At 66.3% G+C, this 22,734-nt stretch carries 19 protein-coding genes; 2 read left to right on the top strand and 17 right to left on the bottom strand.

All coding sequences use genetic code 11. The features are described 5' to 3' along the window. From AC4MBH_RS24180 to AC4MBH_RS24150, 7 genes are all read right to left on the bottom strand, one after another. Complete coding sequence (locus AC4MBH_RS24180) at window positions 1-2,037, bottom strand: bifunctional aldolase/short-chain dehydrogenase (protein WP_491797972.1); 2,037 nt, start codon at window positions 2,035-2,037, stop codon at window positions 1-3. Window positions 2,038-2,080: 43 nt separating this feature from the next. Beyond that, window positions 2,081-3,244 (bottom strand): L-rhamnose isomerase, encoded by a 1,164-nt coding sequence (rhaI, locus tag AC4MBH_RS24175; RefSeq protein WP_491797971.1) that lies wholly within the window; start codon window positions 3,242-3,244, stop codon window positions 2,081-2,083. A 93-nt stretch (window positions 3,245-3,337) separates the two neighbouring features. Then, window positions 3,338-4,339, bottom strand: a complete 1,002-nt coding sequence (locus tag AC4MBH_RS24170) for a substrate-binding domain-containing protein (protein ID WP_491797970.1) — start codon at window positions 4,337-4,339, stop codon at window positions 3,338-3,340. Window positions 4,340-4,476: 137 nt separating this feature from the next. Next, window positions 4,477-5,547: an ABC transporter permease gene (locus AC4MBH_RS24165; RefSeq protein ID WP_491797969.1), complete on the bottom strand. Its 1,071-nt coding sequence runs from the start codon at window positions 5,545-5,547 to the stop codon at window positions 4,477-4,479. Between the two features lie 7 nt (window positions 5,548-5,554). Beyond that, window positions 5,555-6,613, bottom strand: coding sequence for an ABC transporter permease (locus AC4MBH_RS24160; protein ID WP_491797968.1), 1,059 nt, complete (start codon window positions 6,611-6,613; stop codon window positions 5,555-5,557). Then, window positions 6,574-8,091 carry a sugar ABC transporter ATP-binding protein gene (locus AC4MBH_RS24155; protein WP_491797967.1) on the bottom strand — a complete coding sequence of 506 codons (1,518 nt, stop codon included), beginning with the start codon at window positions 8,089-8,091 and terminating at the stop codon, window positions 6,574-6,576. The genes AC4MBH_RS24160 and AC4MBH_RS24155 overlap by 40 nt, the downstream gene beginning before the upstream one ends. A gap of 83 nt (window positions 8,092-8,174) precedes the next feature. Continuing rightward, window positions 8,175-9,191: a LacI family DNA-binding transcriptional regulator gene (locus tag AC4MBH_RS24150; protein WP_491797966.1), complete on the bottom strand. Its 1,017-nt coding sequence runs from the start codon at window positions 9,189-9,191 to the stop codon at window positions 8,175-8,177. Between the two features lie 1,214 nt (window positions 9,192-10,405). Here AC4MBH_RS24150 and AC4MBH_RS24145 point away from each other — a divergent pair. Further along, on the top strand, window positions 10,406-10,801 hold the full coding sequence (locus AC4MBH_RS24145; protein WP_491797965.1) for a hypothetical protein: 396 nt from the start codon (window positions 10,406-10,408) through the stop codon (window positions 10,799-10,801). Here the strand turns inward: AC4MBH_RS24145 and AC4MBH_RS24140 are convergent. From AC4MBH_RS24140 to AC4MBH_RS24105, 8 genes are all read right to left on the bottom strand, one after another. Then, window positions 10,785-11,375 (bottom strand): hypothetical protein, encoded by a 591-nt coding sequence (locus AC4MBH_RS24140; protein ID WP_491797964.1) that lies wholly within the window; start codon window positions 11,373-11,375, stop codon window positions 10,785-10,787. The two genes, AC4MBH_RS24145 and AC4MBH_RS24140, sit on opposite strands and share 17 nt — an antisense overlap. Next, window positions 11,372-12,250, bottom strand: a complete 879-nt coding sequence (locus tag AC4MBH_RS24135) for a DUF7224 domain-containing protein (protein WP_491797963.1) — start codon at window positions 12,248-12,250, stop codon at window positions 11,372-11,374. The genes AC4MBH_RS24140 and AC4MBH_RS24135 overlap by 4 nt, the downstream gene beginning before the upstream one ends. Before the next feature lie 359 nt (window positions 12,251-12,609). Beyond that, entirely contained in the window at window positions 12,610-13,347 is a 738-nt protein-coding gene (locus tag AC4MBH_RS24130; protein WP_491797962.1) for an ABC transporter ATP-binding protein, read from the bottom strand. A gap of 213 nt (window positions 13,348-13,560) precedes the next feature. Next, window positions 13,561-14,772 carry an ABC transporter permease gene (locus tag AC4MBH_RS24125; RefSeq protein ID WP_491797961.1) on the bottom strand — a complete coding sequence of 404 codons (1,212 nt, stop codon included), beginning with the start codon at window positions 14,770-14,772 and terminating at the stop codon, window positions 13,561-13,563. After that, a complete protein-coding gene (locus tag AC4MBH_RS24120; protein ID WP_491797960.1) occupies window positions 14,769-15,437 on the bottom strand; it encodes an ABC transporter ATP-binding protein in 669 nt (222 codons plus the stop codon). Before AC4MBH_RS24120 ends, AC4MBH_RS24125 begins: the two co-directional genes overlap by 4 nt. An 11-nt stretch (window positions 15,438-15,448) precedes the next feature. Then, window positions 15,449-16,318 (bottom strand): efflux RND transporter periplasmic adaptor subunit, encoded by an 870-nt coding sequence (locus tag AC4MBH_RS24115; protein WP_491797959.1) that lies wholly within the window; start codon window positions 16,316-16,318, stop codon window positions 15,449-15,451. Window positions 16,319-16,547: 229 nt separating this feature from the next. Continuing rightward, on the bottom strand, window positions 16,548-17,291 hold the full coding sequence (locus tag AC4MBH_RS24110; protein WP_491797958.1) for a hypothetical protein: 744 nt from the start codon (window positions 17,289-17,291) through the stop codon (window positions 16,548-16,550). A 245-nt stretch (window positions 17,292-17,536) separates the two neighbouring features. Continuing rightward, the gene (locus AC4MBH_RS24105) at window positions 17,537-17,953 is read right to left on the bottom strand and encodes a peptidase inhibitor family I36 protein (RefSeq protein WP_491797957.1); all 417 of its coding nucleotides are present in this window, start codon (window positions 17,951-17,953) and stop codon (window positions 17,537-17,539) included. 219 nt (window positions 17,954-18,172) lie between these two features. Between AC4MBH_RS24105 and AC4MBH_RS24100 the strand changes: the two genes are divergently transcribed. Further along, window positions 18,173-18,583 (top strand): hypothetical protein, encoded by a 411-nt coding sequence (locus AC4MBH_RS24100; protein ID WP_491797956.1) that lies wholly within the window; start codon window positions 18,173-18,175, stop codon window positions 18,581-18,583. Between the two features lie 950 nt (window positions 18,584-19,533). Here the strand turns inward: AC4MBH_RS24100 and AC4MBH_RS24095 are convergent. Beyond that, window positions 19,534-20,070, bottom strand: a complete 537-nt coding sequence (locus tag AC4MBH_RS24095) for a SigE family RNA polymerase sigma factor (RefSeq protein WP_491797955.1) — start codon at window positions 20,068-20,070, stop codon at window positions 19,534-19,536. Window positions 20,071-21,192: 1,122 nt separating this feature from the next. Continuing rightward, window positions 21,193-22,491, bottom strand: a complete 1,299-nt coding sequence (locus AC4MBH_RS24090; RefSeq protein WP_491794885.1) for an IS110 family RNA-guided transposase — start codon at window positions 22,489-22,491, stop codon at window positions 21,193-21,195. Window positions 22,492-22,734: the final 243 nt, after the last annotated feature.

Genomic DNA, 22,734 nt, shown 5'->3' with positions numbered 1-22,734 from the left:
TCAACGCAGGAACGCTGCGGCCACGCCTGCATCGACGGGCACGTGCAACCCGGTCGTGTGGGTCATGTCCGGCCCGCAGAGCACGAAGACCGCGTTGGCGATGTGCTCGGGCAGCACCTCGCGCCTGAGGATCGTGCGCTGAGCGTAGAACTTGCCGAGGTCCTTCTCCTCCACGCCGTAGACGGCCGCGCGGTTGGCGCCCCAGCCCGAGGCGAAGATGCCGGAGCCTTGGACGACGCCGTCGGGGTTCACACCATTGACCTTGACGCCGTGCTCACCGAGCTCGGCGGCCAGCAGGCGCACCTGGTGGGCCTGGTCGGCCTTGGTGGCGGAGTAGGCGATGTTGTTGGGACCGGCGAAGACGGAGTTCTTCGACGAGATGTAGATGATGTCGCCGCCCATCCGCTGGTCGATGAGCACGCGTGCCGCAGCCTTCGACACCAGGAACGAGCCCTTGGCCATCACGTCGTGCTGCAGGTCCCAGTCGGCCTCGGTGGTCTCGAGGAGGCTCTTGGACAGCGAGAGCCCGGCGTTGTTGACGACGAGGTCGACCCCGCCGAAGGCGAGCACGGTGGCGTCGACCATCGCCCGGACGGCATCGGCCTTGCTGACGTCGACCTGGACGCCCACGGCGACGTCGGAGCCGCCGATCTCGGCGGCAGCCGCCTCGGCCTTCTCCAGCGACAGGTCGGCGACGACGACGCAGGCGCCCTCGGCCGCGAGCTTCATGGCCGTGGCCTTGCCGATACCGCCGGCGGCGCCGGTGACCAGGGCGATCCGGGTGGCCAGCGGCTTGGGCGCCGGCATCCGCTGCAACTTGGCCTCCTCCAGCGCCCAGTACTCGATGCGGAACTTCTCCGCCTCGTCGATGGGGGCGTAGGTCGAGAGCCCCTCGGCGCCGCGCATCACGTTGATGGCGTTGACGTAGAACTCCCCGGCCACGCGGGCGGTCTGCTTGTCCTTGCCGTAGCTGAACATGCCCACGCCGGGCACCAGCACGACCAGCGGGTCGGCCCCGCGGATGGCCGGGCTGTCGGGGGTGGCGTTGCGGTCGTAGTAGCCTTGGTAGTCCTCGCGGTAGGCGACGTGCAGCTCCTTGAGGCGCGCGATGCTCTCCTCGACGGTGGCCGTGGGCGGCCGGTCGAGGACCAGCGGCTTGACCTTGGTGCGCAGGAAGTGATCGGGGCAACTGGTGCCGAGGGCGGCCAGGCGGGGGTGCTCGGACGACGCGAGGAAGTCGAGGACCTCGGGGCTGTCGGTGAAGTGGCCGACCATGGGCCTGTCCTGGCTGGCGATGCCGCGGATGGTGGCACCGAGGGCGGCGGCCTTGGTGCGGCGCTCCTCGGTCGGCAGGGCGGCATACCCCTCGAGCGGCGGCCCGAACGGCTCGGAGCTGCTGTGCTCGTCGATGTAGGCCGCGGCAGTGTCGATGATCCACAGCGAGTTCTTCTCCGCCTCGTCGCTGGTCTGGCCCCAGGCGGTGATGCCGTGGCCGCCGAGGATGCAACCGACGGCCTGCGGGTTCTTCTCCTTGATCTCGGCGATGTCGAGGCCGAGCTGGAATCCTGGCCGGCGCCATGGCACCCAGACCACCTGGTCGCCGAAGATCGTGGTGGTCAGCTCCTGACCGTCGGCGGCGGTCGCGATCGCTATGCCGGAGTCGGGGTGCAGGTGGTCGACGTGGGCGGCGTCGACGAGGCCGTGCATGGCGGTGTCGATCGACGGCGCGGCGCCGCCCTTGCCGTGCAGGCAGTAGTCGAACGCGGCGACCATGTCGTCCTCGTGCTCGATGCCGGGGTAGACGTCGACGAGCGCTCGCATGCGGTCCAGGCGCAGCACGGCCAGGCCCGACTCCTGCAGCGTGCCGAGGTCGCCCCCGGAGCCCTTGACCCAGACGAGCTCGACGGGCTCACCGGTGACCGGGTCGGTCTCGGTGCCCTTCGCCGAGGTGTTGCCGCCCGCGTAGTTGGTGTTCTTGGGTTCGGCGCCGAGGCGATTGGACCGGACGATCAGTTCGGCCGCAGCAGGGTTGGTCATGATGCCTTCCGTAGGTGGATCGGGTGCTCAGGGGTGGGACGCGTCAGATCCAGGAGAGCTGGGTCCCGCCGACGCGGGACTCCTCGATCTTCTGCTGGTAGCCGGACTCGGCGTAGGCACGCATCGGGTCGGCCGGCAGGCCGCGCGACTCGCGCCAGGCGGCGAGGTCGACACGGACGTCGGTGTAGAAGGCGTTCATGAAGATGGCGTTGGCACCCAGCACGTCGCCTGCCTCCTGTGCCACGGTGAGCGCGTCGCGGTCGAGGAGCAGCGCGCGGGCGGTCATCTCCTGGACGTTGAGCACCGAGCGGATCTGGCCGGGGATCTTGTCCTCGACGTTGTGGCACTGGTCGAGCATCAGCGCGACACCGCTGTCCGGCTGGAGGGCGCCGCCGCGGATGACCTCCGCGACGATGCGGAACAGCTGGAACGGGTCGGCCGCGCCGACGATGAGGTCGTCGTCGGCGTAGAAGCGCGAGTTGAAGTCGAAGGAGCCCAGCCGCCCCAGGCGCAGCAGCTGCATGGCGATGAACTCGATGTTCGTCCCGGGGGCATGATGTCCGGTGTCGAGGCAGACCATCGCGCGCTCGCCGAGCGCCGAGACCTGGACGTACGACGTGCCCCAGTCCGGGACGTCGGTGTGGTAGAACGCCGGCTCGAAGAACTTGTACTCCAGCACGAGGCGCTGCTCGTCACCGATGCGGGCGTAGATCTGCTGGAGCGACTCGGCGAGACGGTCCTGGCGGCCGCGCATGTCGGCTTGGCCCGGGTAGTTGCTGCCCTCGGCGAGCCAGATCTTGAGGTCGCGGGAGCCGGTCGCATTCATCACGTCGATGCACTCGAAGTGGTGGTCGATCGCCTTCTGGCGGACCTTCTTGTCGGTGTGGGTCAGGGCACCGAACTTGTAGTCGTCGTCCTGGAAGGTGTTCGAGTTGATCGTGCCCAGGGCCACGCCGTGGTCGGCGGCGTGGGCACCCAGCGCGTCGTAGTCGTCAACGAGGTCCCACGGGATGTGTAGAGCGACGTACGGCGCGAGGCCGGTGAGTCGGTGGACGGTCGCGGCGTCGGCGATCTTCTCCTGCACGGTGCGCGGGGTGCCGGGGGTGCCGAAGACCTTGAACCGCGTCCCCGAGTTGCCGTAGGCCCACGAGGGGACCTCGATAGCGAGGTTGTCGAGCTGGGACGCGATCGCGTCGAAGGCGGGCATGACTTTCCTTCTGGTCTTCTTGATTCGGGCACACCCGGGGCCGTGGGGTTCAGCGATGCGGGCCCCACGGCGCCGGACAGGCATTGAGAGGGGTCAGCCGGCGAAGTCGGCGATGTTCTCCGCGGTGACGAGAGTGACGTCCTGGTAGACCTCGCGCTCGTCAGCGTTGTCGAACGGCAGCTCCTTGCCGTCGACGGCGTCGGCTGCGAGGTCGACGGTCAGGGCGCCCATGGCCGCGGGGTCCTGGGCGACGGTCGCGGTGAGCTTGCCGGCCTCGATGGCCGTGAGGGCCTCCTCGTCGCCGTTGAAGCCGACGGTGACGATGTCCTTGACCGGGTCCTTGCCGGCATCGACGATGGCGTTGGACGCGGCGACGGCCATCGGGTCGTTGCAGGCGAAGACACCGGCGACGTCGGGGTCCTTGGCGAGGGCGTCCTTCATGATCTTGTACGCCTCCTCGGCCTTGGAGTTGCCCGAGAGCTCGGTGACGACCTCGTAGCCGAGCTCCTCGATCGTGGCCGTGAATCCCTCGTTGCGACGAGCGGCGTAGACAGCCGACGGCTCGCAGGTGATGGAGACGACCTTCTTACTGGTGTTGCCCGAGGCCTTGATGGTCTCGTCGATCAGCTCGGCGGCCTGCACGCCACCGTTCTCGTTGTCGGAGATCACGATGGCGTCATAGGGCGTGCCGCCGCCACCGATGTCGTTGACGATGACCGGGGTTCCGAGCTGCTTGGCCTTAGCGATGATGGGGCCGAGCGCGTCGGGCTTGAACGGGCTGATGATCAGCACGTCGACGCCCTCGTCGAGGAGCGCCTGGGCGCCGGTGACCATTTCGTTCTCGTCGCCCTTCTCGTCGTGGAGCTTGAACTCCCAGCCCTTGGCCTCGACGGCGGCACGGGTGCCCTCCTCCATTTTCTGGAAGAACTCGTACTGCATGTCATAGACGGAGAACCCGACGACCAGGTTCTCGCTGCTGCCCTTGTCGCTACCGCCGTCGCCGTCGGACGCGGTGTCGTCGGTGGAGCTGCTGCAGGCCGAGAGTGCCAGAGCCAGGGACGCAGCAGCGGCCGCGAGGAACCTGAGGTGCTTCATCGGTGGTGCCTTTCTGATATGGCCGGCGCCGGTGCCGGTCCTCGGGGTGGGAGTGGTGCGACGGTGCGATGGTGCAATGAGACGTTTCAGCTCGCCGTCGGCGAGCCGTCCCGAGCAGGGGTCCGGTTCCGCTGGCGCTAGGACGTGGCGGTCGTGGAGTGACGGCGCCGCGAGAGCAGCGCGCGCAGGCGGTGGGCGTACTTGGTGCGGACGCCGTCGATGCCAAGGGCGACGATGAGCACAAAGCCCAGCACCATCTGCTGGACACCGGCGCTGACGCCCTGTCCGACCATCAGGTCGTTCAGGACGGCGACCAGGAGCACCGCCGAGAAGGTGCCGAGCAGGGAACCCTTGCCGCCCTGGAGGCTGGCGCCGCCGAGCACGGCCGCGGTGATGACGCGCAGCTCGAAGCCGTCCTGGGTGGCGCCGTCGGCGGTCCAGATCCGGGTGATGTAGGTGAGGACCGCGATGCCGACCGCCAGGCCGACGATGCCAAACACGAGGAAGCGGACCCGGGTGGCAGAGACGCCGGTGAACCGGGCCGCGTCCGGCGAGGAGCCGTAGGCGACGACGCGTCGCCCGGCCGTCGTGTGGCGCAGGAAGACGTAAGCGGCCGCGAAGGACGCGACCATCATCACGAAGGGCAGCGGGATCTCTGCCAGGCGCATGGCGCCGAGCTGGGCGAACCCTGAGTTGACCTCGCTGTAGGGCAGGGTTGCCGGGGAGTCCTCCGTGAGGATGTAGGCGATGCCGCGGAAGACGAACAGCATGCCGAGCGTGGCGACGAACGGCGGCACCCGCAGCACCGTGACGAGGGTGCCGTTGACGAGGCCGCAGCCGACGCCGGCGACGACGGCCGCAGCGATGGCGAGCCCCGTGCCGCCCATCTCGTACCCCGTCAACGAGACGACGCTGACCAGCGCGAGCTGACCACCGACCGAGAGGTCGAAGGTCCCGTTGATGATGGCGATAGTCATGGCCGCGGCGACGATGCCGAGGTAGGCGCTCTCGGTGAGCACGGACTGAATGTTGGCCAGGCTTAGGAAGGTTGAGTCCATGCTCGCTGCGACCAGGACGAGGACGGCGAGGCAGGCGGTGATGCCCCAGGTGTCCCAGATGCGGCCGAGGTCGATCCCGCCCACACGGGGCGAGCCGGTCCGGGGCGTCGCGGGCGCGTCCGAGGCGTCCTTGGCGAGAGAGGCGGTCACATCGTCCTCAGTTCTTGTTGTCATCGAGCGTCTCCAGCGGCACCCTGCGGCGGATGCCCTGGATCGCGAGCGCGGCGACCAGCAGCAGGCCGATGCTGATGCGCTGGTAGGCCGGGGCGACGTTCAGCAGGTTGAGCCCGTTGCGGATCACCTCGATGAGCAGGGCGCCGAGCACGGTGCCGAAGATCGAGGCGCGACCACCGAGAAGGCTGGTGCCACCGATGACGACGATGGTGATCGCGTCGAGCTCGAAGCCCAGCCCGAGGTTGCCCGATCCCTTCTGCAGTTGGGCGGAGATGGTGATGCCCCAGATCGCCCCGGTCAGGCCGATGAGTGTGTAGACCGCGATGCGCACGCGATCGACCGGCAGCCCGGACAGCGCGGCGGCGTCGCGGTTGCTGCCGATCGCTGCGATCCAGCGACCGAAGCGTGTGCGGTACGCGATGTAGAAGGTGATGGCGATGGCCACGACCGCGAGCACCACGGGGAAGGGGATGCCGAGCGGGCGGCCAGCGGCGACGTACTTCAGGGTGCCGTCGCTGACGATGACGTCCCGGCTCTCGGTGTAGGCACGTGCGAAGCCGCGCACGATCACCATCGTGGCCAAGGTCGCGATGAATGGTGTCACGCCGAACTTGGTGATGATCAGCCCGTTGGCGAGCCCGACGGCTATGCCGACGAGAAGACCCGCAACAAGCGCAACGGTGGTGCTGCTCCCGTCGCGGATGACCATGCAGGTGATCGCTCCGGTGAGGGCGACCGTGGCGCCGACGGATAGGTCGAACTCGCCCATGGTGATGCACAGCGTCATCGCGAGGCCAGGGATGACGATGATGCTCGCTGCGACCAGGATGTTCTCGAGGTTGGTGCCGGTGAGGAAGTTGGGCGCGAAGATCGCGAACCCCACGAAGACCAGCACGAGCGGCGGCAGCAGAGGCAGCGCCGACACGAGACTCCGCACCGCCTGACCGCGGGCCGAGGACGCCGGCGGCAGCGGGAGCTGCTCAGGGTCCTTGAGCAGAGCCGTCACGCCGCCACCCCGATCCGTCGTCCCGTGGTCGCGCACGCGATGACGTTCTCCTCCGTGGCGTCGTCGCCTTGCAGGCGTCCCACGACCCGGCCCTGGGAGAGGACGACGATGCGATCGCTCATACCGAGCAGCTCGGGGAGATCACTGGAGACCATGAGGACTGCGACGCCCTGCGCGGTGAGCTCGTTGACGAGCTCATGGATCTCGGCCTTGGCCCCGATGTCCACACCGCGGGTCGGCTCGTTGAGCACCAGCAGGTGACCGCCCGGGGCAAGCGCACGACCGAGGAGCACCTTCTGCTGGTTGCCACCCGAGAGGTTGGCGATGAGCTGGGCGTGACTGCTGGCCTTGATTCGCATGCGATCGCGGTAGGTGTCCCACACGTCGCGCTGCTTGGCCGCGGAGATCAGGCGGCCGGGACCGCGCAGTCGGTCGAGCACGGTCATGGTCAGGTTGTGCTCCACCGAGAGGTGCGGGAAGTTGCCCGACGACTTGCGGTCCTCGTGCAGGAAGCCCACGCCGGCTCGGACGGCGTCGGCCGGACTGGCCGGGGCGTACGCCGCGCCGTCGAGGGTCATCGACCCGCCCTTGAGGCCGAGCGCCCCGAAGACCGCCTGCGTGAGCTCGATCTGGCCGGCACCGGCGACGCCGCCGATGCCGACGACTTCTCCGGCGTGGACCCGAAGGCTGACGTCCTTGAGCACACGTCCCGCCCGCAGCTGGTCGACCTGGAGGACGATGGGGCCGAGCTCGGCCTCCTCGCGGTGGAAGACCGCCTCGACGTCGCGGCCGACCATGCTGCGAACGAGCTCGTCCTCGTTGGTCGCGGTGATGTCGAGTGTCGTGACGAAGCGGCCATCGCGCAGCACGGTGGCGCGGTCAGCAACCGCGAAGACCTCCTCGAGGTGGTGACTCACGTAGATGACCGAGCGACCCTCGTCCCGTAACTTGCGGACGACGGTCAAGAGCCGGGCGACCTCGCTCGAGGCGAGGGCCGCGGTCGGTTCGTCCATGATGATCACGCGGCCGTCGACGGAGAGCGCCTTGGCGATCTCGACGAGCTGCTGCTCGGAGATGCTGAGGTCACCGACGCGTGCGTCGGGGTCGATGTCGACGTCGAGCATCTCGAAGATCCGGCGGCACTCGGTACGCATGGCTGCGTAGTCGATGGCCCGCGTGAGTCGGTGGTGGGGCTCGCGGCCGGTGAAGACGTTCTCGGCGACGGTGAGGTCACGGAACAGCGTGAACTCCTGGTAGATGACCGCGATGCCGGCATCCTGGGCGTCGCGCGGCCGCGAGGGGTGGTAGCTCTGCCCTGCCAGGGTGACGGAGCCGCGGGTAGGGGTGTTGACCCCGCCGAGCACCTTGAGGAGCGTCGACTTGCCGGCGCCGTTCTCACCGACGAGCGCGTGCACCTCGCCGGCGCGGACGGCGAACGAGACACCGTCGAGCGCCTTGACGCCCGGGAACTCGACAGTGAGGTCGTCGATCCCGAGTAGAACGTCGTTCGTCACGGGCAGCCTTTCTGAATCGTTTCATCTTGCGCGGCAACTATGGCACCCGTCACGTGTGACGTCAACCACTTCTGGGGAGACGGTCAGACGGTAGAAGCCCGGGCGACAACCTCGGGCGAGAAGACGACCTGTCGATGCTCGTGGCCGTCGTCCTCGGTCTCCTCGACCATCAGGCGCGCTCCGGTCTTGCCCAGCTCGATCCGCGGCTGGCGCACCGACGACAGCGGGACGGCAGCCGCGCCCGCGAAGTCGATGTCGTCGAAGCCGATGATCGCGAGGTCCTCGGGCACCCGCAGGCCGAGCCCGATCGTGCGCTGCAGGAGCCCGAGGGCGAGCATGTCGTTGGCGCAGAACGCCGCGGTGGGCCGGCGCGGCACACCGGCCAGCCGCTCCCCAGCCGCAAGGCCCTCGCGTATGGAGAGGTCGGCGGTCTCGATGAGTACCAGGTCGTCGGGAGGAAGACCCGCCTCAGCCCACGCCTTCCGAGCTCCCTCGATGCGCTCGCGCACCTGCCCGATGTTCATGGCGCCGCCGATGACCGCGATCCGCCGGTGACCGCGCTCGACGAGATGGGTCACGGCCAACCAGCCCCCGAGAACGTCATCGACCGACACACTGCAGAACACGTTGTCGTTGCGGCGACGGTCAACCAGCACGATCGGAAGCCTTTGCTGGGAGGCGGCCATCAGCACCTCGGAGTACGGATTGACCGGGGTGATGAGGATGCCCTGCACACGTTGCTGTTGCAGCCGCGCCACATGGGCGTCCTCGCGTGCTTCACGGTTGTTGCTGTTGCAGAGGAAGAGGCTCAGGTCGGCCGCCTCGGCTGCCAACTCGATGCCCTGCGCGACGTCGGTGAAGAACGGGTTGGTGGCGTCGAGCATCACGTAACCCAGCGTGTGGCTGGTTCCTTGGCGCAGCTGACGCGCCGACTCGTTACGGACGAAACCCAGGTCACGCATCGCCGCCTCCACCCGGAGTCGCGTCGCAGGCTTGACCCGGTCAGGACGGTTGAGCACGTTGGAGACCGTACCGAGAGAGACTCCCGCCGCGGCGGCAACGTCCTTCACCGACGCAGCGCGTGCGCCTACGTCCTGCATGTGACCGCCTCCAGGTGCGGGTTGTGGGATCCGAGCACTGTCTCACAGTGATTGAATAGATTCAGTGCGACAACGGTCTCCGCACGGGCCGACGGCAGCCATGCTGGTAGTAGCCCCTGCTCCGGTCAGCGGCGACGTCGCCTCACACATCTTTGTGGACGCGAAACGCCAGTGGAGCTCCCTTCGACCGGACCGGGGCCTCGTTCGACTGCTGCCTATCGGGACCGGTCCGGTGCGAGCACGGACGGCTCGCGAAACCGTTCGGCCCCTGAGTCGGCAACGCCGGGCTACACCGGCACGTTCGGCACCGGCCACCACCCCTGGACGCTCAAGAACAGTGACCCCACCGCTGTCCGTCAGGCTGCTTTCAGGGCCGATCTCGCCGGCGCGCAGGGCGGCGACCAGGCGCTCGTCGACGACGGACAGGTGGGTGCGGATCGCAGCGTGGATGCCCGCTGCGCGACGGGCTGCGCCGTCGGCCTTGTGCAATCCAGTTCCTCAGAACTCCCCTTCTACTCCCCTCATTCACCGTGCCCGGATGTGATCTCGGACGATGCTCGGCAGCTGATACTGGGGCGATCTCGGGCTTCGTTGACACACATTGATGATCAGCGGTGATTCGGCATGAAACGGCTGGGCCTACTCAGCGGTTGCGCCCGCATGACCTCCCACGTCCAAATTGCTCGTCAGAAGTCAGCGCCACCCTCACTGCTCCTCGCGCGATGGCGGCTGCAGCGTTCCTCGTCTCACGACGGTCGGCTCCCGGTCGGCCCGGTCGCTCGGATCGTTCGGATCGTTCGGCACCATCGAGATGCGGTCTGGACTGCGAGCCAGTCGTCATCGCGACGGTAACCAAAACCTGTGCGGCCGCAAGTTGGCCCGCAGGGGGCCGGTGACACCGAGAGCGTGTTCCGTCTCTAGCCGACGGTCTGGTATGAGACCGAGAGGACTCCGACGCGCGACAACCCCGCGGACAGCACCGGGTTCGTCGGATCCGCTCGCTTGCGACTCGACACCCGTCGCCGCATTGATGTGCCGATTAGCCGAACCGCGTGAATGCCGGCGTTGAATTGACTAGTCCTCGCGGATTTGCTCTGAGGCCAACGGCCTATTCACCGGTACTTTTGACCGCGCAGCTGGACCTATTGACCGCGCCCAAGGTCGCCTGTTGTACTCAGGCCGTCATGTCAGGTTGCGTCAAAACAGGGGAAAAGATGATGAAAAAGATGGTCCGCCGCGCAGTTCAGGCGGGCGTGACGGTTGCGGCGGCTGGTGGAATGGTGTACGGCCTCGCCGGGCCCGCGATGGCCGAGGGACACTTCAACAGCTACCTGGGTAGCTGGTACGCGGAGACGAGCTCGCGACAGTGGATCAACCAGAACCTCGACGCCACGAACGACCGGGCGTGGTTCCGAAACTGCAACAACGACGACTTCCGCATCACGATCTACAAGGAGGACTGGGGTCCGGACACGAATGTCGGGTCGGAGACGATGCAGTGCACCTCGGGAGGCGACACGGTGTACGCCGGCGACGTGGCGAAGGATGAGTACCACTTCACCATGAAGACGGGCCGGAACGTGTCCGCGGACGTCACCGTCTACTGGTGACAGTGGTTCGACCGTAGCGCACCAGGACTGCGGCGGCGGCGGTGACCAATACGGCACCGCCGACCGCCGCGGTTGCATTTCCGTCCTCCTGCAACAGACGCACGGCGGGCGCTCCCGAAAGATGCGGTGCGTAGGAGCTCGTCAATAGAACGTACCCGACCATCATGGCCGCTCCGGCACTCGCTTGAGCCAGGCAGGTTACGCCGACGGCAATCGAGCTAAGCAGCAGCGTACTCGCGGCTGCTCGGACCGTCTGTCCGCCTGCAATCAGCGTCGTCGCCGCTTGGCCAGTGCTGGTCAGTGCGACCATCACCGCGAACAGCACGATGTCGAAGTGTCGGATCTGCCTCGGCCCACGAAGTTCCGCGACGCTGTCGCGTTCATCGAAGAGATACGCCAGAGCACTTGCTGCGGCAGCAGCAAAGAAGACCTGCGTCGTGAGCGACCCGCTCCCACCGCCCAAGACTGCCGGCACCGTGACGTTGTGAAACCCGATGATCGACTCGATGACGAGGATGCTCCCCACCACAATGGCGACTGGGATTACGCGGCGAGACTTGAACCAGTACGTCACTGGCCGCCCGTCCCGCACGCTGTTCGGATCGTCGCGATCGCTTCGGCGACGAACTCGCGTTGTTCTTGTGACGGCCGCGAGGAAAGTTCTTGAGCGGCCGGGTACGCAGAAGGTGAGTAACCGCCCGACTCCCAAATGGCCTTGTCAATGCCGAACCTAAACGAGAGGAAGCCCAACAAAGCGTCGTAGGAGGACGACAGGAAGGGCCGGTCGCAGTCGGTCGCACGTGAAATCATTCCCTGTGCGATAGAGAACTTTATGTAGTTCTGGATGGGAGCCTCCACATCAAAGGACGTCGCATCCGCGGCGTCGCTCTCGGAGACGGTTCTCAGCACCGGCAGTTCGATGTCGGCCAAGGCTGCGTTGACGTCCGAGACCGCAGCGGTCGCATCTTTCAATCCGGCGGCGTGCTCTGGCCACACGCAAACGGTGGTCTCGGACTCGCCCACACCGCTACAGACAGTCCCGGTTGTGCGTTCCTCGACAGCCAGCAGATTCGGTTCTCCGGAGGGAGCACCCGCCGCCGCCAGTCCGGCCAGCGGGGCCAGCCCGAGGATGGCGACAGCGGCGCCAGCCGCATAGGCGCGCGACGTTGTCCACCAAGATCTGACCGACAGGCAACAGACCGTGCCTACGAGAATCGTCGCGCAGACTGCCGTAGACCCCAGCACGAGGCTGTCCGCCGGCGTCGTGTCCGCTGTGCAACAGGCCACAAATGCGGAGTTCATGTTTCGCAGGTCAACGTTCGAGCCGGATCCCGGAAGTGCAAGCCAGGCGAAAGTGCCCAGACCAACCACCGGCACCGCCACGAACGCAGGCAGGAGTCTGCGTCCGAGAACGCCGACGGCCGAGCATGCCAACAAGGTGACTGCCACCACTCCAAGCACTCGCCAAGCAGCAAACTCGTCAGGGAACTCCCTTGTAGAACTCAGGATCCCAGCGAGCCCGACCAATGGTCCGCCTGCGATGAGCGGCATTAGCGGCGCTACCCAGCTCAGGGGACGACGGGACGGCCGGCGCGCAACAGTCGCGTTGCGTAAATCACCGAATGCGAGACATGTGCCCACTGCAAGGACAGGGCCGACCAAGACCACCAGCCGGCTCGCTGCGGCATACTCCGCCGCCACGTATCCAAACTCTTGCGACCGGTTCGAGACGCTAACGAAGACCGCGAACCCGAACAACACGCCCAACAGCCACCATGCCCTGCTGAACTTGAGTGCCCCAACAAGCCTCATTCCCACCCGCCCTGGGTGAGCTCGCCGAAGATCGAGGCGATATCAGTCTCGGCGAGGCCCATCCGTGCACCCTCGAGCCCAAATTCCTCGACGGACCCGTCGAACCGAACGCGCCCGTCGCTAATGACGACGACATGGTCGAAGTCGTCACCTACGTCTGCAATTTGGTGAGTGGAAACGACGATCCCGCCACGGACTGGTAGCTCCCGCATAATCTGGCGAAAGTTTCTGGTCTGCGCCGGATCCAGGCCTGCGGTCGGCTCGTCCAGCAGTAGAACGCTGTAATCCCGAACCAGCGTCTCAGCCAAGCCGAGCCTGCGAAGCTGGCCTCCCGAAAGTTGGTCGGCTCGCGAGTACGCTTTATCCCCCAGTCGCACGCTCTTGACCGCCATCCGTGCCCGTTCATGCGCTTCGGTCGTCGGCGACCCAGCAAGCCAAGCGGCGTAGGCAACCTGTTCCTCGACAGATAGCCCGCGCACGGGCTTGATCGATTGCGGCATCCAGGCCACGTCGAGCGACAGCGATCCGCTCGTCTCCGGACCGGAAGATGTGACGGTTCCGGACTGTGGACGGATGTAGCCCGCGAGAAGGCTCAGCAAGGTCGACTTCCCGGCGCCGTTGGGGCCGAGCAGCAAGGTCCGACGCCCCTCTGGGACCGACCAGGAGAAGTCTTGAAGCACGCGCGTGCGCTTCATCAACCCATAAGCGAACGAGGCATTCCCGAGAGCCAGCACGCCTGGACTGTAGGCGTCTACTGCGCCGCTTGTCTTGCCGCCGCGCCCTCGTGAGGACCCCGAGGTAGTTCGGTGTCCGGCCCGGCGCCGAACATCAACTTGCACCGGGGAGGAGTAGAACCATTATCGCGCTGCTCGGCGTCCAAGGCGCTCGGTTCTGACCCGGGCTTATCCCTGCGAGGGTGTAAGTACAGATCCCGTCTCCGCGAGATTTCAAGCTCTCAGAGCCTCAGTAGGATCTACCCGGCTCGCGCGGTACGCCGGATACGTCCCGGACAGTGCTCCAACAACGCAACCGAGCACGGGCGCGCAGGCAACGACCAAGAGGGACATCGTGGCACTCCACGAGGCCAAGAGCGCGGTCGCAACGACGCTCAACGTCCCCACGCTGCTTCCTATCAAGCCTCCCACCAGACCCAGCGTCGCCGACTCAACCAGTGTCTGGACTGCGATATGGGTCCTGCTGGCGCCGAGGGCACGCCGCAACCCGATCTCGGGCGTGCGCTCGACAACTGCGACCAGCGTCGTGTTGGCGATGCTGACCGCGCCGATCAGTAGACAGATGACGGCAACGACGACGAACAGGCGAGTCAGGTCGCCGTCGACCGCCCGCCGGAGCTTCCGCGGATCCGGCGGCGGGGTCGCGGAAACCACGGAGGGGTCGTGCGGCGTTAAGGCGAACGGAAGTTCGGATGCGACCTGGCGAGCTGCGCCCAGCTCGGTCTCGACCGTCATGCCTGCCCGTGTCTCCGGACGTGGCTCGCCCCAGAGGTCGACGGCAGCCGCGGCAGGCACCACGACAGACAGCAGAAACTCCGGACGCCGGCCGACGTCGTCGATGATGCCGATCACTGCGAAAGGGACCCCCTGAACAACGACGCTCGGACGGGTCGCAAGGGAATCGACACCGAGCCGTCTAGCGATTGAGGCACCGATCACCGCCACCCGCAGAGCTCGACGATCGGCGACAGAGTCGAAGGTCCGTCCCGCCGAGAGGCGCGCATCTACTATGCCCCACATGCCCGATGAGACCGCCCACACGTCGACGTCTGACGTGTTCGCTGTGACTGGTGAGCCGACAACATCGGCAGAGTCGGTCTCGACATACCAGGAGTACCCCATCGCGGTCACCCCGTTGAGTTGGTCTAGACGCTCGACGGCGCCGGATGTGAACGGGAATTCTTGGGACGCCTCGAGGCGGGCGTCGACAGCGGTGACTGACTTGGCTGCCTGTTCGTCGAACCGTCCTTCGATCTGAGTGCTGGCACTACTAACCAGGCCGATGACGGCTACGAACGTTGCGGTTCCAATCACCACACCCAGCGTCGTCAGCGCCGATCGGGCCGGGCGGGTCACGATCGCCGACATGCACTCCGCGACAAGATCGGTAAATCGCAGCCGTGACTGGGGGCTCGCACCGCTCACGTCGTGCTGCTCAGTCGTCCGTCGACGATGGACACCGATCGCTGGGCACGCGCGGCCACTTCTTCGTCATGGGTGATGACAAGGATCGTTTGTCCCGACGCGTGAATTTGGTCGAGGAGCTCTAGGAGCATTCCCGCGTTCTCACTGTCGAGGTTTCCGGTGGGCTCATCACAGAGCAGCAACCGCGGTCGCGCGGCCAGCGCGCGTGCGATGGCGACTCGCTGGCGCTCGCCGCCTGACAACCGCGACGGTGGCGCGGACAGTTTCCCACCTAGGCCTACCTGCTGAAGGACCTCAGTGGCGTGCCCCACCCGTTCCCTCTGGTTTGGGCGCTGGGCCTGATAGAGCGTGCCCATCAACACGTTCTCCAGGGCTGAGCGGTGTGGCAGCAGGTGGAAGGCCTGGAAAACGAACCCGATCTGGTGAGCCCTGATGGACGCCCGCTCACGTTCGGACAACCCTGCTACGTCTTGGCCGTTGAGCTCGTAGCGCCCGCTGCTCGGCGCCAGCAGGAGCCCGAGGACGCTCAGGAGCGTGGTCTTCCCTGACCCGGAAGGACCTCGCAGCGAGACGTACTCGCCCGTCGAAACCGACAACGAGACGTCTCGGAGCGCGGTCGTTGGCGGTGGGCCCTTGTACTCGACGGAGATGTCTTGCAGTTTCACACTCAGGCGGTTCAAGAGACCCCGACCAGAACGTCGTCACCCGCGCGCAGCGAGGACGCCTCGACCTGTGCGTACCCGCCACCCACGGCACCGAGCCGGACCGCCAACTCGCGCTGTTCCCCGGACGCCCCAACCACGACGACCGACGCCGCGCCATCCGCGCCGGCGAATACCGCGCTCACCGGGACAGCGAGCGCGCGCGCTGCCCGTGTGCCCCCGATAGTCACGCGCACGTCTTGACCAGCCCATGAAGCAGGCAGCGACTGCGACGGAGTCACCACCACTTGACCCGCCTGCCCTCGGCCTCTCACCAGTACTGTCCCGCGGGCTGACTCCCCGAGTAACTCGGCGGTGAGTTCAGCTGCCGCGCCCTCCTCCAACGACGCAGTCAACGCGGGCGCGGCGTCCACCACGACCACCAGGTCCCCGCTCGCCACCTGCAACTGAGCGTCCGCCAGATCGTCACCGACAGCGACGGCAGCGTCTACGACCGTGACCGTCGAGGAGTCCACTACCGCAGCCGCCGACATCGGGAATGTGTTGCCCGGCTCCGGCCCGAAGCCCGCACGCCTATACATCCGGGCTATCGCCAGTGCTGTGGACGGGCCGTAGGTCCCGTACGGGTCCGCGGTAGGTAATCCGGCGGCACCGAGCGCGCGACGCAACTGGGTGACATCCTTCCCGGAGTCCCCGGGCGCCAGATCGCGGTAAGGCGGAAAGTCGCCTGGAAGAAGAAATACGGGCCGCCCCGAGATCTCTAGCAACACCTCGCCCGCCTCGACGACGTCGCCGACACGCGCAGGAGCGGCTGTGACCACGTGCCGGCTCACCCCCGCTGGCGGCGTCGCGGGGATGGCGCTCGTCGTGTCGAGAGCACGCACCCGGCCCCTTGTGACCACACTGTTGTCGATTGCTCGCTCCGTCACGGGGGCCGTGATCACGCTGGCCGGAGGTGGCTCCGTGTCAGCCGCCGCATCCGAGGGGGACCTCACCAGCGAGGCGCACCACCATCCGCCGGCTGCCGAGACCAGAGCGACCGCCAGGAGAATCCGAAGGCCCTTGAGGCGGTTTGCGATGAGCGGCTCAGGCGCCTGCGCGTCGCTAGGTGAGTCACTCTGCCGCGACGGAAACAGCTTCATCGACAGCGTCGTCAATCTGGGTGCGGAGCTCTTCAAGGGCGAGCTGGTTCTCATCGATAGCCGACTGCTGATACTCAACGTCAACCCGGTGCCATCGACTCACCAGGTCGGTCTCCTCCTTGCACCGGATGTCGGCCAACGCCGTGGCGATCTCGCGCTGGCTCGGGGCGCTGTTGGGTGACCGTTCGAACGTGGGTTGTAGGGGGCTGTCGTACTGATAGCCGCCGGCTGCCATGCATCCGGCCCAATCGTCGACGGCCTGCACGACACGGGCATCGGCCTCGGCTGAGGCATAGGCGTCTGACCGCAACTGCTGCGTGAGCTGATCCCGGGCAAACGGGTCGCGATCGCCCCACAACCGCTGCCTAGCCTGTCCGAGACAGCCGCCAGCCGGAACGGACTTTCCGCCGAACTCGCCCGGCGAGCGCAGCGGCTTCGTCGGGTCGAGCGGCGGATCGGTGGGTCGTACCCCCTCGAGCACAAAGGTGTACGTGTCGGTAACCGCAGCGCTCGACGCGGGCGGATTGCTGACGAGAGTCGCTGGCATGTAACCGAACTCGCGGGCTACCGCCGCTGAGGTGATGCCGTACAAGCGGCTTTCGGCTTCCAACTCTTCACGCACCATCGCATCGCGGTCGCGCTCCAGTGCCTGCGGCGGGAAACCGAACTCTGCCATGCACTCGTCGATCAGGATGTCCTCAGCGGTGGACAACACAAAGTAGTCCTCGGCGGTGACTCGGAACGCCCGAAGGGGGGACGGCAGCAAAGCCGGTAGTTCAGGGTCGGCAGCGTCCTTCCCCTGTCCAGGACTGGGGATTGCACCGTCACTGCTGGCTTCCCCGTTGGCGACCGAGGGAAACGGGGTGCCAGACCGGGGCGCATCTTGACCATCTGAGGCCGAACACCCGACAGAGACTGAAACCAGTCCGAGACAGGTAGCGACCAAGCGCAGACGGGTGTTCAGAGCCATCGGAAAGACGCGTTGTCCTTCGCGGTGTTCGTGAGGTTCAAGTGGTAGCGGCCAGGGACGTAGTCGTTGGGGCCCATGTAGCCGGAGTTGAACCACACGCGCGCGTTCGCTGCGCGTGAGTTGAAGACGCTTGCCGCATTGTTCTTGACGGCCGCACCCTGACCCTCGCCGTTTGAGAGGAAGACGCAACAGGCCAGGTTGGACCGAGCGGCGGCGAAGTCGCTCAGGGAGCCCTGGAAGTTTGCCCTGAACCAGAAGATGAACTCGCCGCTGTCGTAACTGCCGTCCTGTCCACCCGCGTGAGCAGCCCCGGCGACGGACGGAACGACGAGCGCCGCCCCGGCAGTGGTCAATGCCAATCGACGGAGCAGTTGAACCGTTCTGGTCCTCAGATGGCGATGCGTCACTGCGAGTCCTTCCCGAGGCTTTGGTGCGAGGAGAGTACATGGGCCGAGGGGATCCGCCAGACCTCGACGGCTTCCGCGACTTGCCTGGCCTGACCCCCGAGGTCTGTTCGGACTGACACGAGATGTGAGATGCCGTCCGCGGGCTAGACCACCGGGTGTGTCCTTGACGCTCGCATAGCCCCGACCTACGTTGCAGGCTCATTGACCCATGGAGGACAGATGAAGTTGCGTTCCACCAAGCTCGGGATTCTTGGCGCGTTCCTCGTCGCTGGGGTCGGCATAGGCGCCCCCGCGCATGCCGGCGGCCAGGATGGCATCACCGAAGTCGACGAGTTCGTCTTCTACTACAACTCCGGCTGTCTGCAGGCGTTGTCGGACTTCAGGACCAGCAAGCCGTCCTTGGACGGTTACCGGTTCCTTGGTCCCGGCTACTTGGCTGGCATCCAGCAGCCCGTGAAGAACAACTCGGCATGCGCACACAACCGGACCGTCTCGAGCGCCCGTGTGTATTTTCGGTCGAACTATCTCGGTGACAACGACTTCATCCCTTCGCGCACGAAGTTGAACCTGTCCAACACCTACAACGAGAACGCATCCTTCCGCTTCACCGGTGAGGGCGGCACCGGTTAGGCCGGTGGCGATGACGAGGTCAACGCGCGCGACGACCGTCTACCATCGCGGCGGCCGTGCGTCACTGCCCTCTAGCCGAGTAGCGCACCCTCGCCCCGGCCAAGGTTGCAGTGCTGCCATGCTCACTTAACCGCGAGTCTCGAGCCACGCGCGGGACTTTGCCAGACCGGTCGCCTGCGAGACATTCAACGGTGGTGCCGAACGAGTCGGCGCAGCACCTTTCTCCGACGGAGCGTTGAAGCTGATCACGGTGACCCTCAAGCCGCCCGGGACGCTGTACTGGGCCGTCGTACTCGCTATTCCTCCTTGCTCCCACTGTCCGGACCGGATCGCAGTGCCGTCGGCGTCGACCCGACAAGCGAAATCACCGCTCTCAAGGCATGACGGCTCGCCGCCCAAATTCTCGATCAGTACCTGAACAAGCGCTGGCCCGCGACCGTCATCAACGAGCACCTGCCCGGCTTGGAAGTGATGCCCGCTCGGGTATGAGCTCGGCTCTATGAAACCGCGCTTCATTTCACGCGAGTACCTTGACAGGGCGCCCGCCCCCCAGACGGATTGCCCGCCGACAGGCGTCGCGCCAATTCTGCGAACTTCGTCGGACAGTGCGGCAGCCATATCTTCGGGTAGGACCCGAACAGTGGGCAAGTTGGGACTAAGCACACGTGGTCTTGGAGATGTGCGGCCCGCCTGCTGCGGATCCTTTCGCGCGGGGCTTCCACTTGCGTCGACGGCGCTGCTCGCAACCGGGGTCCGGTCCCACCCGCGTGACCAGTCCACGGTCGAAGCAAACATCCCCACAGCGGCAACGGTCGCCGTCAGAGCGACTGTCGCGGCTGCTCGGCGTTGGCGACGGATTCGCGTGCCCTCCAGATGAACCCGCTCGATCAGGTCGCTAGTCTCGGAGCCGAGCGCGCCGACGGCGCGATGCAGTGTTTCATTCAAGTCGGTCACTGGATCCTCCTAACGCCGACGAAGGGATCTTCCGGCTGAAGATGGTCGTAATCTCCGAGCGCGTCCCGAAGCACTTGCAGTGAACGCATCGCTCTGTTTCGAACTGCACCATGGGATAGGCGCAACTGGTGGGCGACCTCGGGCCCCGAAAGCCCTTCGTAGTAGCGCAAGGTCACGATGGCGCGATCCAGGTCGGGGAGCATCGAGAGGGCCTCCTTCAACGCGAGTCTCAACGCAATGTCCGGGGCTGATGAGGGAATCGAGTACAGCGCGCTGTCCTCGCACACCCGGACTCTGCGGCGGTGCTGATCAAGCGAGAGCCTGATCAACGTCTTGCGGGTGTATCCGTAGGGATTCGCCATCTGTGAGACGCGGCTCCATCGCACGAAGCTCTTGATCAGGGCTTCCTGCGTCAGGTCCTCAGCCAGCTCGGTGCTCCCAGTCATCAACCACCCGCATCGGATGAGCGAGGGCGCGAACGCTCGCGCGAAGTTATCGAAGTCCATGCGCACCTCCCGCATCATCCGCATCATCGGTCACATCAACCTAACGTCCGTGCGCAGTGAACTGTCACAACCCATCTCGAGTGAGTCCATCAACGGGTGACGCCGAAGGCGGACGCGACGCGGCCTCGTGCCCGGCAAGGTGCCCGATGTGTCTGATGTGGAGCCGGTCACTCGGCGCCTCCGTTGTCTTACCGGTGCGACGCTTCTTCGTCTGTCGGAGGGTCTGGACATCTCGTCGGATGGGCCGCTGACCCGTCAATTGGGGCTTTAGACAGCGACGTGTTCTGGACTGTTTGCGCTGTGAGTACGACCGCTGCCTCTGCGCACGTGGCCTCTGACGTTGCCCGACCCGTCACGTCGAGCCAGTCGTGCAGAGCCAATGCGGCGAGGCCGAGAAGAACTAGGCCAGCGAGCGCCGGCAACGCCCACGTCCACCAGAGGGGACGCCCGTCATCCGATTCGTCGTGCCTCACGTCCGGAGCCTGCCACAGAAATCGCCCGACTCTGCCGCGCTGCGGGCTTTGCGTGGTTCAGGTAGGAGTGATCACGGCGTGCGTCACCACAACGCCGACACGAAGTCCGAGATACTTCGACGGGTTCCGAGTGGCGAGCAAGCCAGGATCGCTGGTGAGGACATGGATGCCGCGAGCTCTCGGAAGGACCCACGCGGTGAACCCACCCTCCAAGTCTGCGGCGAAAGCCTTCGTGACTGCGGCGCGCAGTTGTGCATGCGTGTGCATCGCTGGGACAACGCGGACGCGGCACCGTTCGCCGTCTCGCTTCATCTCGTTTAGAAGCCGCTGGGTGGGGCCGCCGACAAGACCGACTCGCAACACACGAGGCGAGGCACGCGCGGCATAGCCGTAACCCGGTTCCTGCGCCGCGCTCCTTCTCAGGCTGTCGCACCCTGCGCCGGACGAAGCAGTCCGCGCCGCTGCGTGCTGGCTTGCGTTGGGGCCGTCGCCGTACTCGGTATCGACAAGCACAGGCGACGCAGGTCCGATCTGTTGACCGCAAGCCACAGACATCGAAGCGAACAAGCAGGCCGCCAATACCCGCAGGACGAGACTCATGCGGCTGAACCTACGTGGCGCACTGAGCTGCGCGGGGGAGAACTAGAAGACCGCCCGACCATGGCTCCCTTCTGTGTCAAGGGACGCGTTGTAGGGCCTGGTTCCTGAGCTCTTCCGGTTGCGCAGCAGGCGGTTGTAGCGTCGGTTCTGCGGGTCCGTGGAGTGGCTTATCCGAAGTGCCGATGTGCGGGGTCAGGTCGGTCGCGCTGGATTCTTGAGTCGCCCCGCAGTGCCCTCCCGGGCCCGCGCCATCCGCTGGCCCGTCGGCCTCTTTGGACCCAGCTTGGTCATCGACATGGTCCGTGGCAGCAGCCGGCTCGGCGTCGCGTCGGGCGTCGGCGAGCAGTTGGCGGTAGATGGCGTCGCTGATGCGGCGCTTGAGGCATCGCAGTGCTTCGAGTGGGGTCTTGCCGGCGGCGAGCTTGCGTCGGTAGTAGTCCCGGCCGGGGGTGTCGTTGCGGATCTGCACGACCGCAGCGAGGTAGATGACGTGGTTCATCCGCCGGTTCCCGGCCCGTGAGAGTCGGTGGCGGATCTGCTCACCGGAGGAGGCGTCGAGTGGTGCGGTGCCAGTCCACGACGCGAACCGGTTCCTGTCAGCGAACCGCCTCACGTCGCCGACGTCGGCCAGGATCCGGGCTGCACCTGCCGGGCCGATGCCGTACAGGTCGAGCAGGCTCGAGCCGCGTTCGCGCACTGCGGCGGCTTGGTCGGCTTTCATGGCCTTGAGCCGCCGGTCGAGGCGAACCAGGTCATCGATCAGCTCGACGACCATCCGCCGGCGGGTCTTGCTGGCGATGTCGCGCGGACGCACGGTCGCCAGGATCGCCTTGGCCTGCTGGGCGGAGAGGTCCTTCTTCTTCGTTCCCGGCACCAGCTCGGCCAGCAGCCGGTGGATCCGGTTGACCGTCTGGACCCGTTGACGCGACAGCTCGTCGCGGCGGTCGCATAACATTCGGATCGCCTCGAGCTCACCGTCCTCGCATAGTTCCCGCAGCCCGTCGCGGTGCTCAGAGCTGACCGCGACCATCGCGATCGAATGAGCGTCCAGGGCGTCGGTCTTGCGGTTGTGACCGGTGTCGAACAACCGGACCCGAGCCGCCAGCTTGGCCGGCACATCGACCACCCGCTCGCCAGCAGCAAGCAGCCGCTGCGCCACCGACCGGCCCGCCCCATTCGCGCCCTCGACCGCCCACACCCGCCGCGCCCGGTCGGACTCGAGACGATTGACGTAACCCCACATCGCGGCGAACCCCGCCTTGTCGGTGGCGAACCGACCCTCGCCGAGCTTGACCCCGACCGTATTGACGACCTCGATCGTGGCCGACAACTTGTGCGGATCGACCCCGATAACCACCTGCTGCTTGCTGCTCAACACCCACCTCCCGAAACGGACCGCGCCCCGAAACGGGGCCTGAGGACGGTCGGGTGGGCAGCGCTACTACGAGCAGAGCAGTCCCTTCTCGAGCCACACCAGACCACGGTGACCAGCCGGTCGCAGACCATGGAAGAGCCACACCAACACCCGGTGGGCAGCCGCACAGAGAGCCACCCAGCCAGTCACCTAGACCGCAGTCTGGCCAGACCCCGATCCTGCAGTCGAGTCTCTAGTAGCCGC

The sequence above is a fragment of the Nocardioides sp. WJ219 genome (assembly GCF_058559815.1).
Note: the sequence above shows the minus strand (reverse complement) of the source record. Positions and strands in the feature narration are given on the sequence as shown.

Coding starts and splice junctions, on each gene's coding strand:
- AC4MBH_RS24180 (WP_491797972.1), bottom strand. CDS start 2,037: ATGACCAACCCTGCTGCGGCCGAACTGATCGTCCGGTCCAATCGCCTC.
- AC4MBH_RS24145 (WP_491797965.1), top strand. CDS start 10,406: ATGATGAAAAAGATGGTCCGCCGCGCAGTTCAGGCGGGCGTGACGGTT.
- AC4MBH_RS24095 (WP_491797955.1), bottom strand. CDS start 20,070: ATGATGCGGATGATGCGGGAGGTGCGCATGGACTTCGATAACTTCGCG.
- AC4MBH_RS24170 (WP_491797970.1), bottom strand. CDS start 4,339: ATGAAGCACCTCAGGTTCCTCGCGGCCGCTGCTGCGTCCCTGGCTCTG.
- rhaI (WP_491797971.1), bottom strand. CDS start 3,244: ATGCCCGCCTTCGACGCGATCGCGTCCCAGCTCGACAACCTCGCTATC.
- AC4MBH_RS24150 (WP_491797966.1), bottom strand. CDS start 9,191: ATGCAGGACGTAGGCGCACGCGCTGCGTCGGTGAAGGACGTTGCCGCC.
- AC4MBH_RS24100 (WP_491797956.1), top strand. CDS start 18,173: ATGAAGTTGCGTTCCACCAAGCTCGGGATTCTTGGCGCGTTCCTCGTC.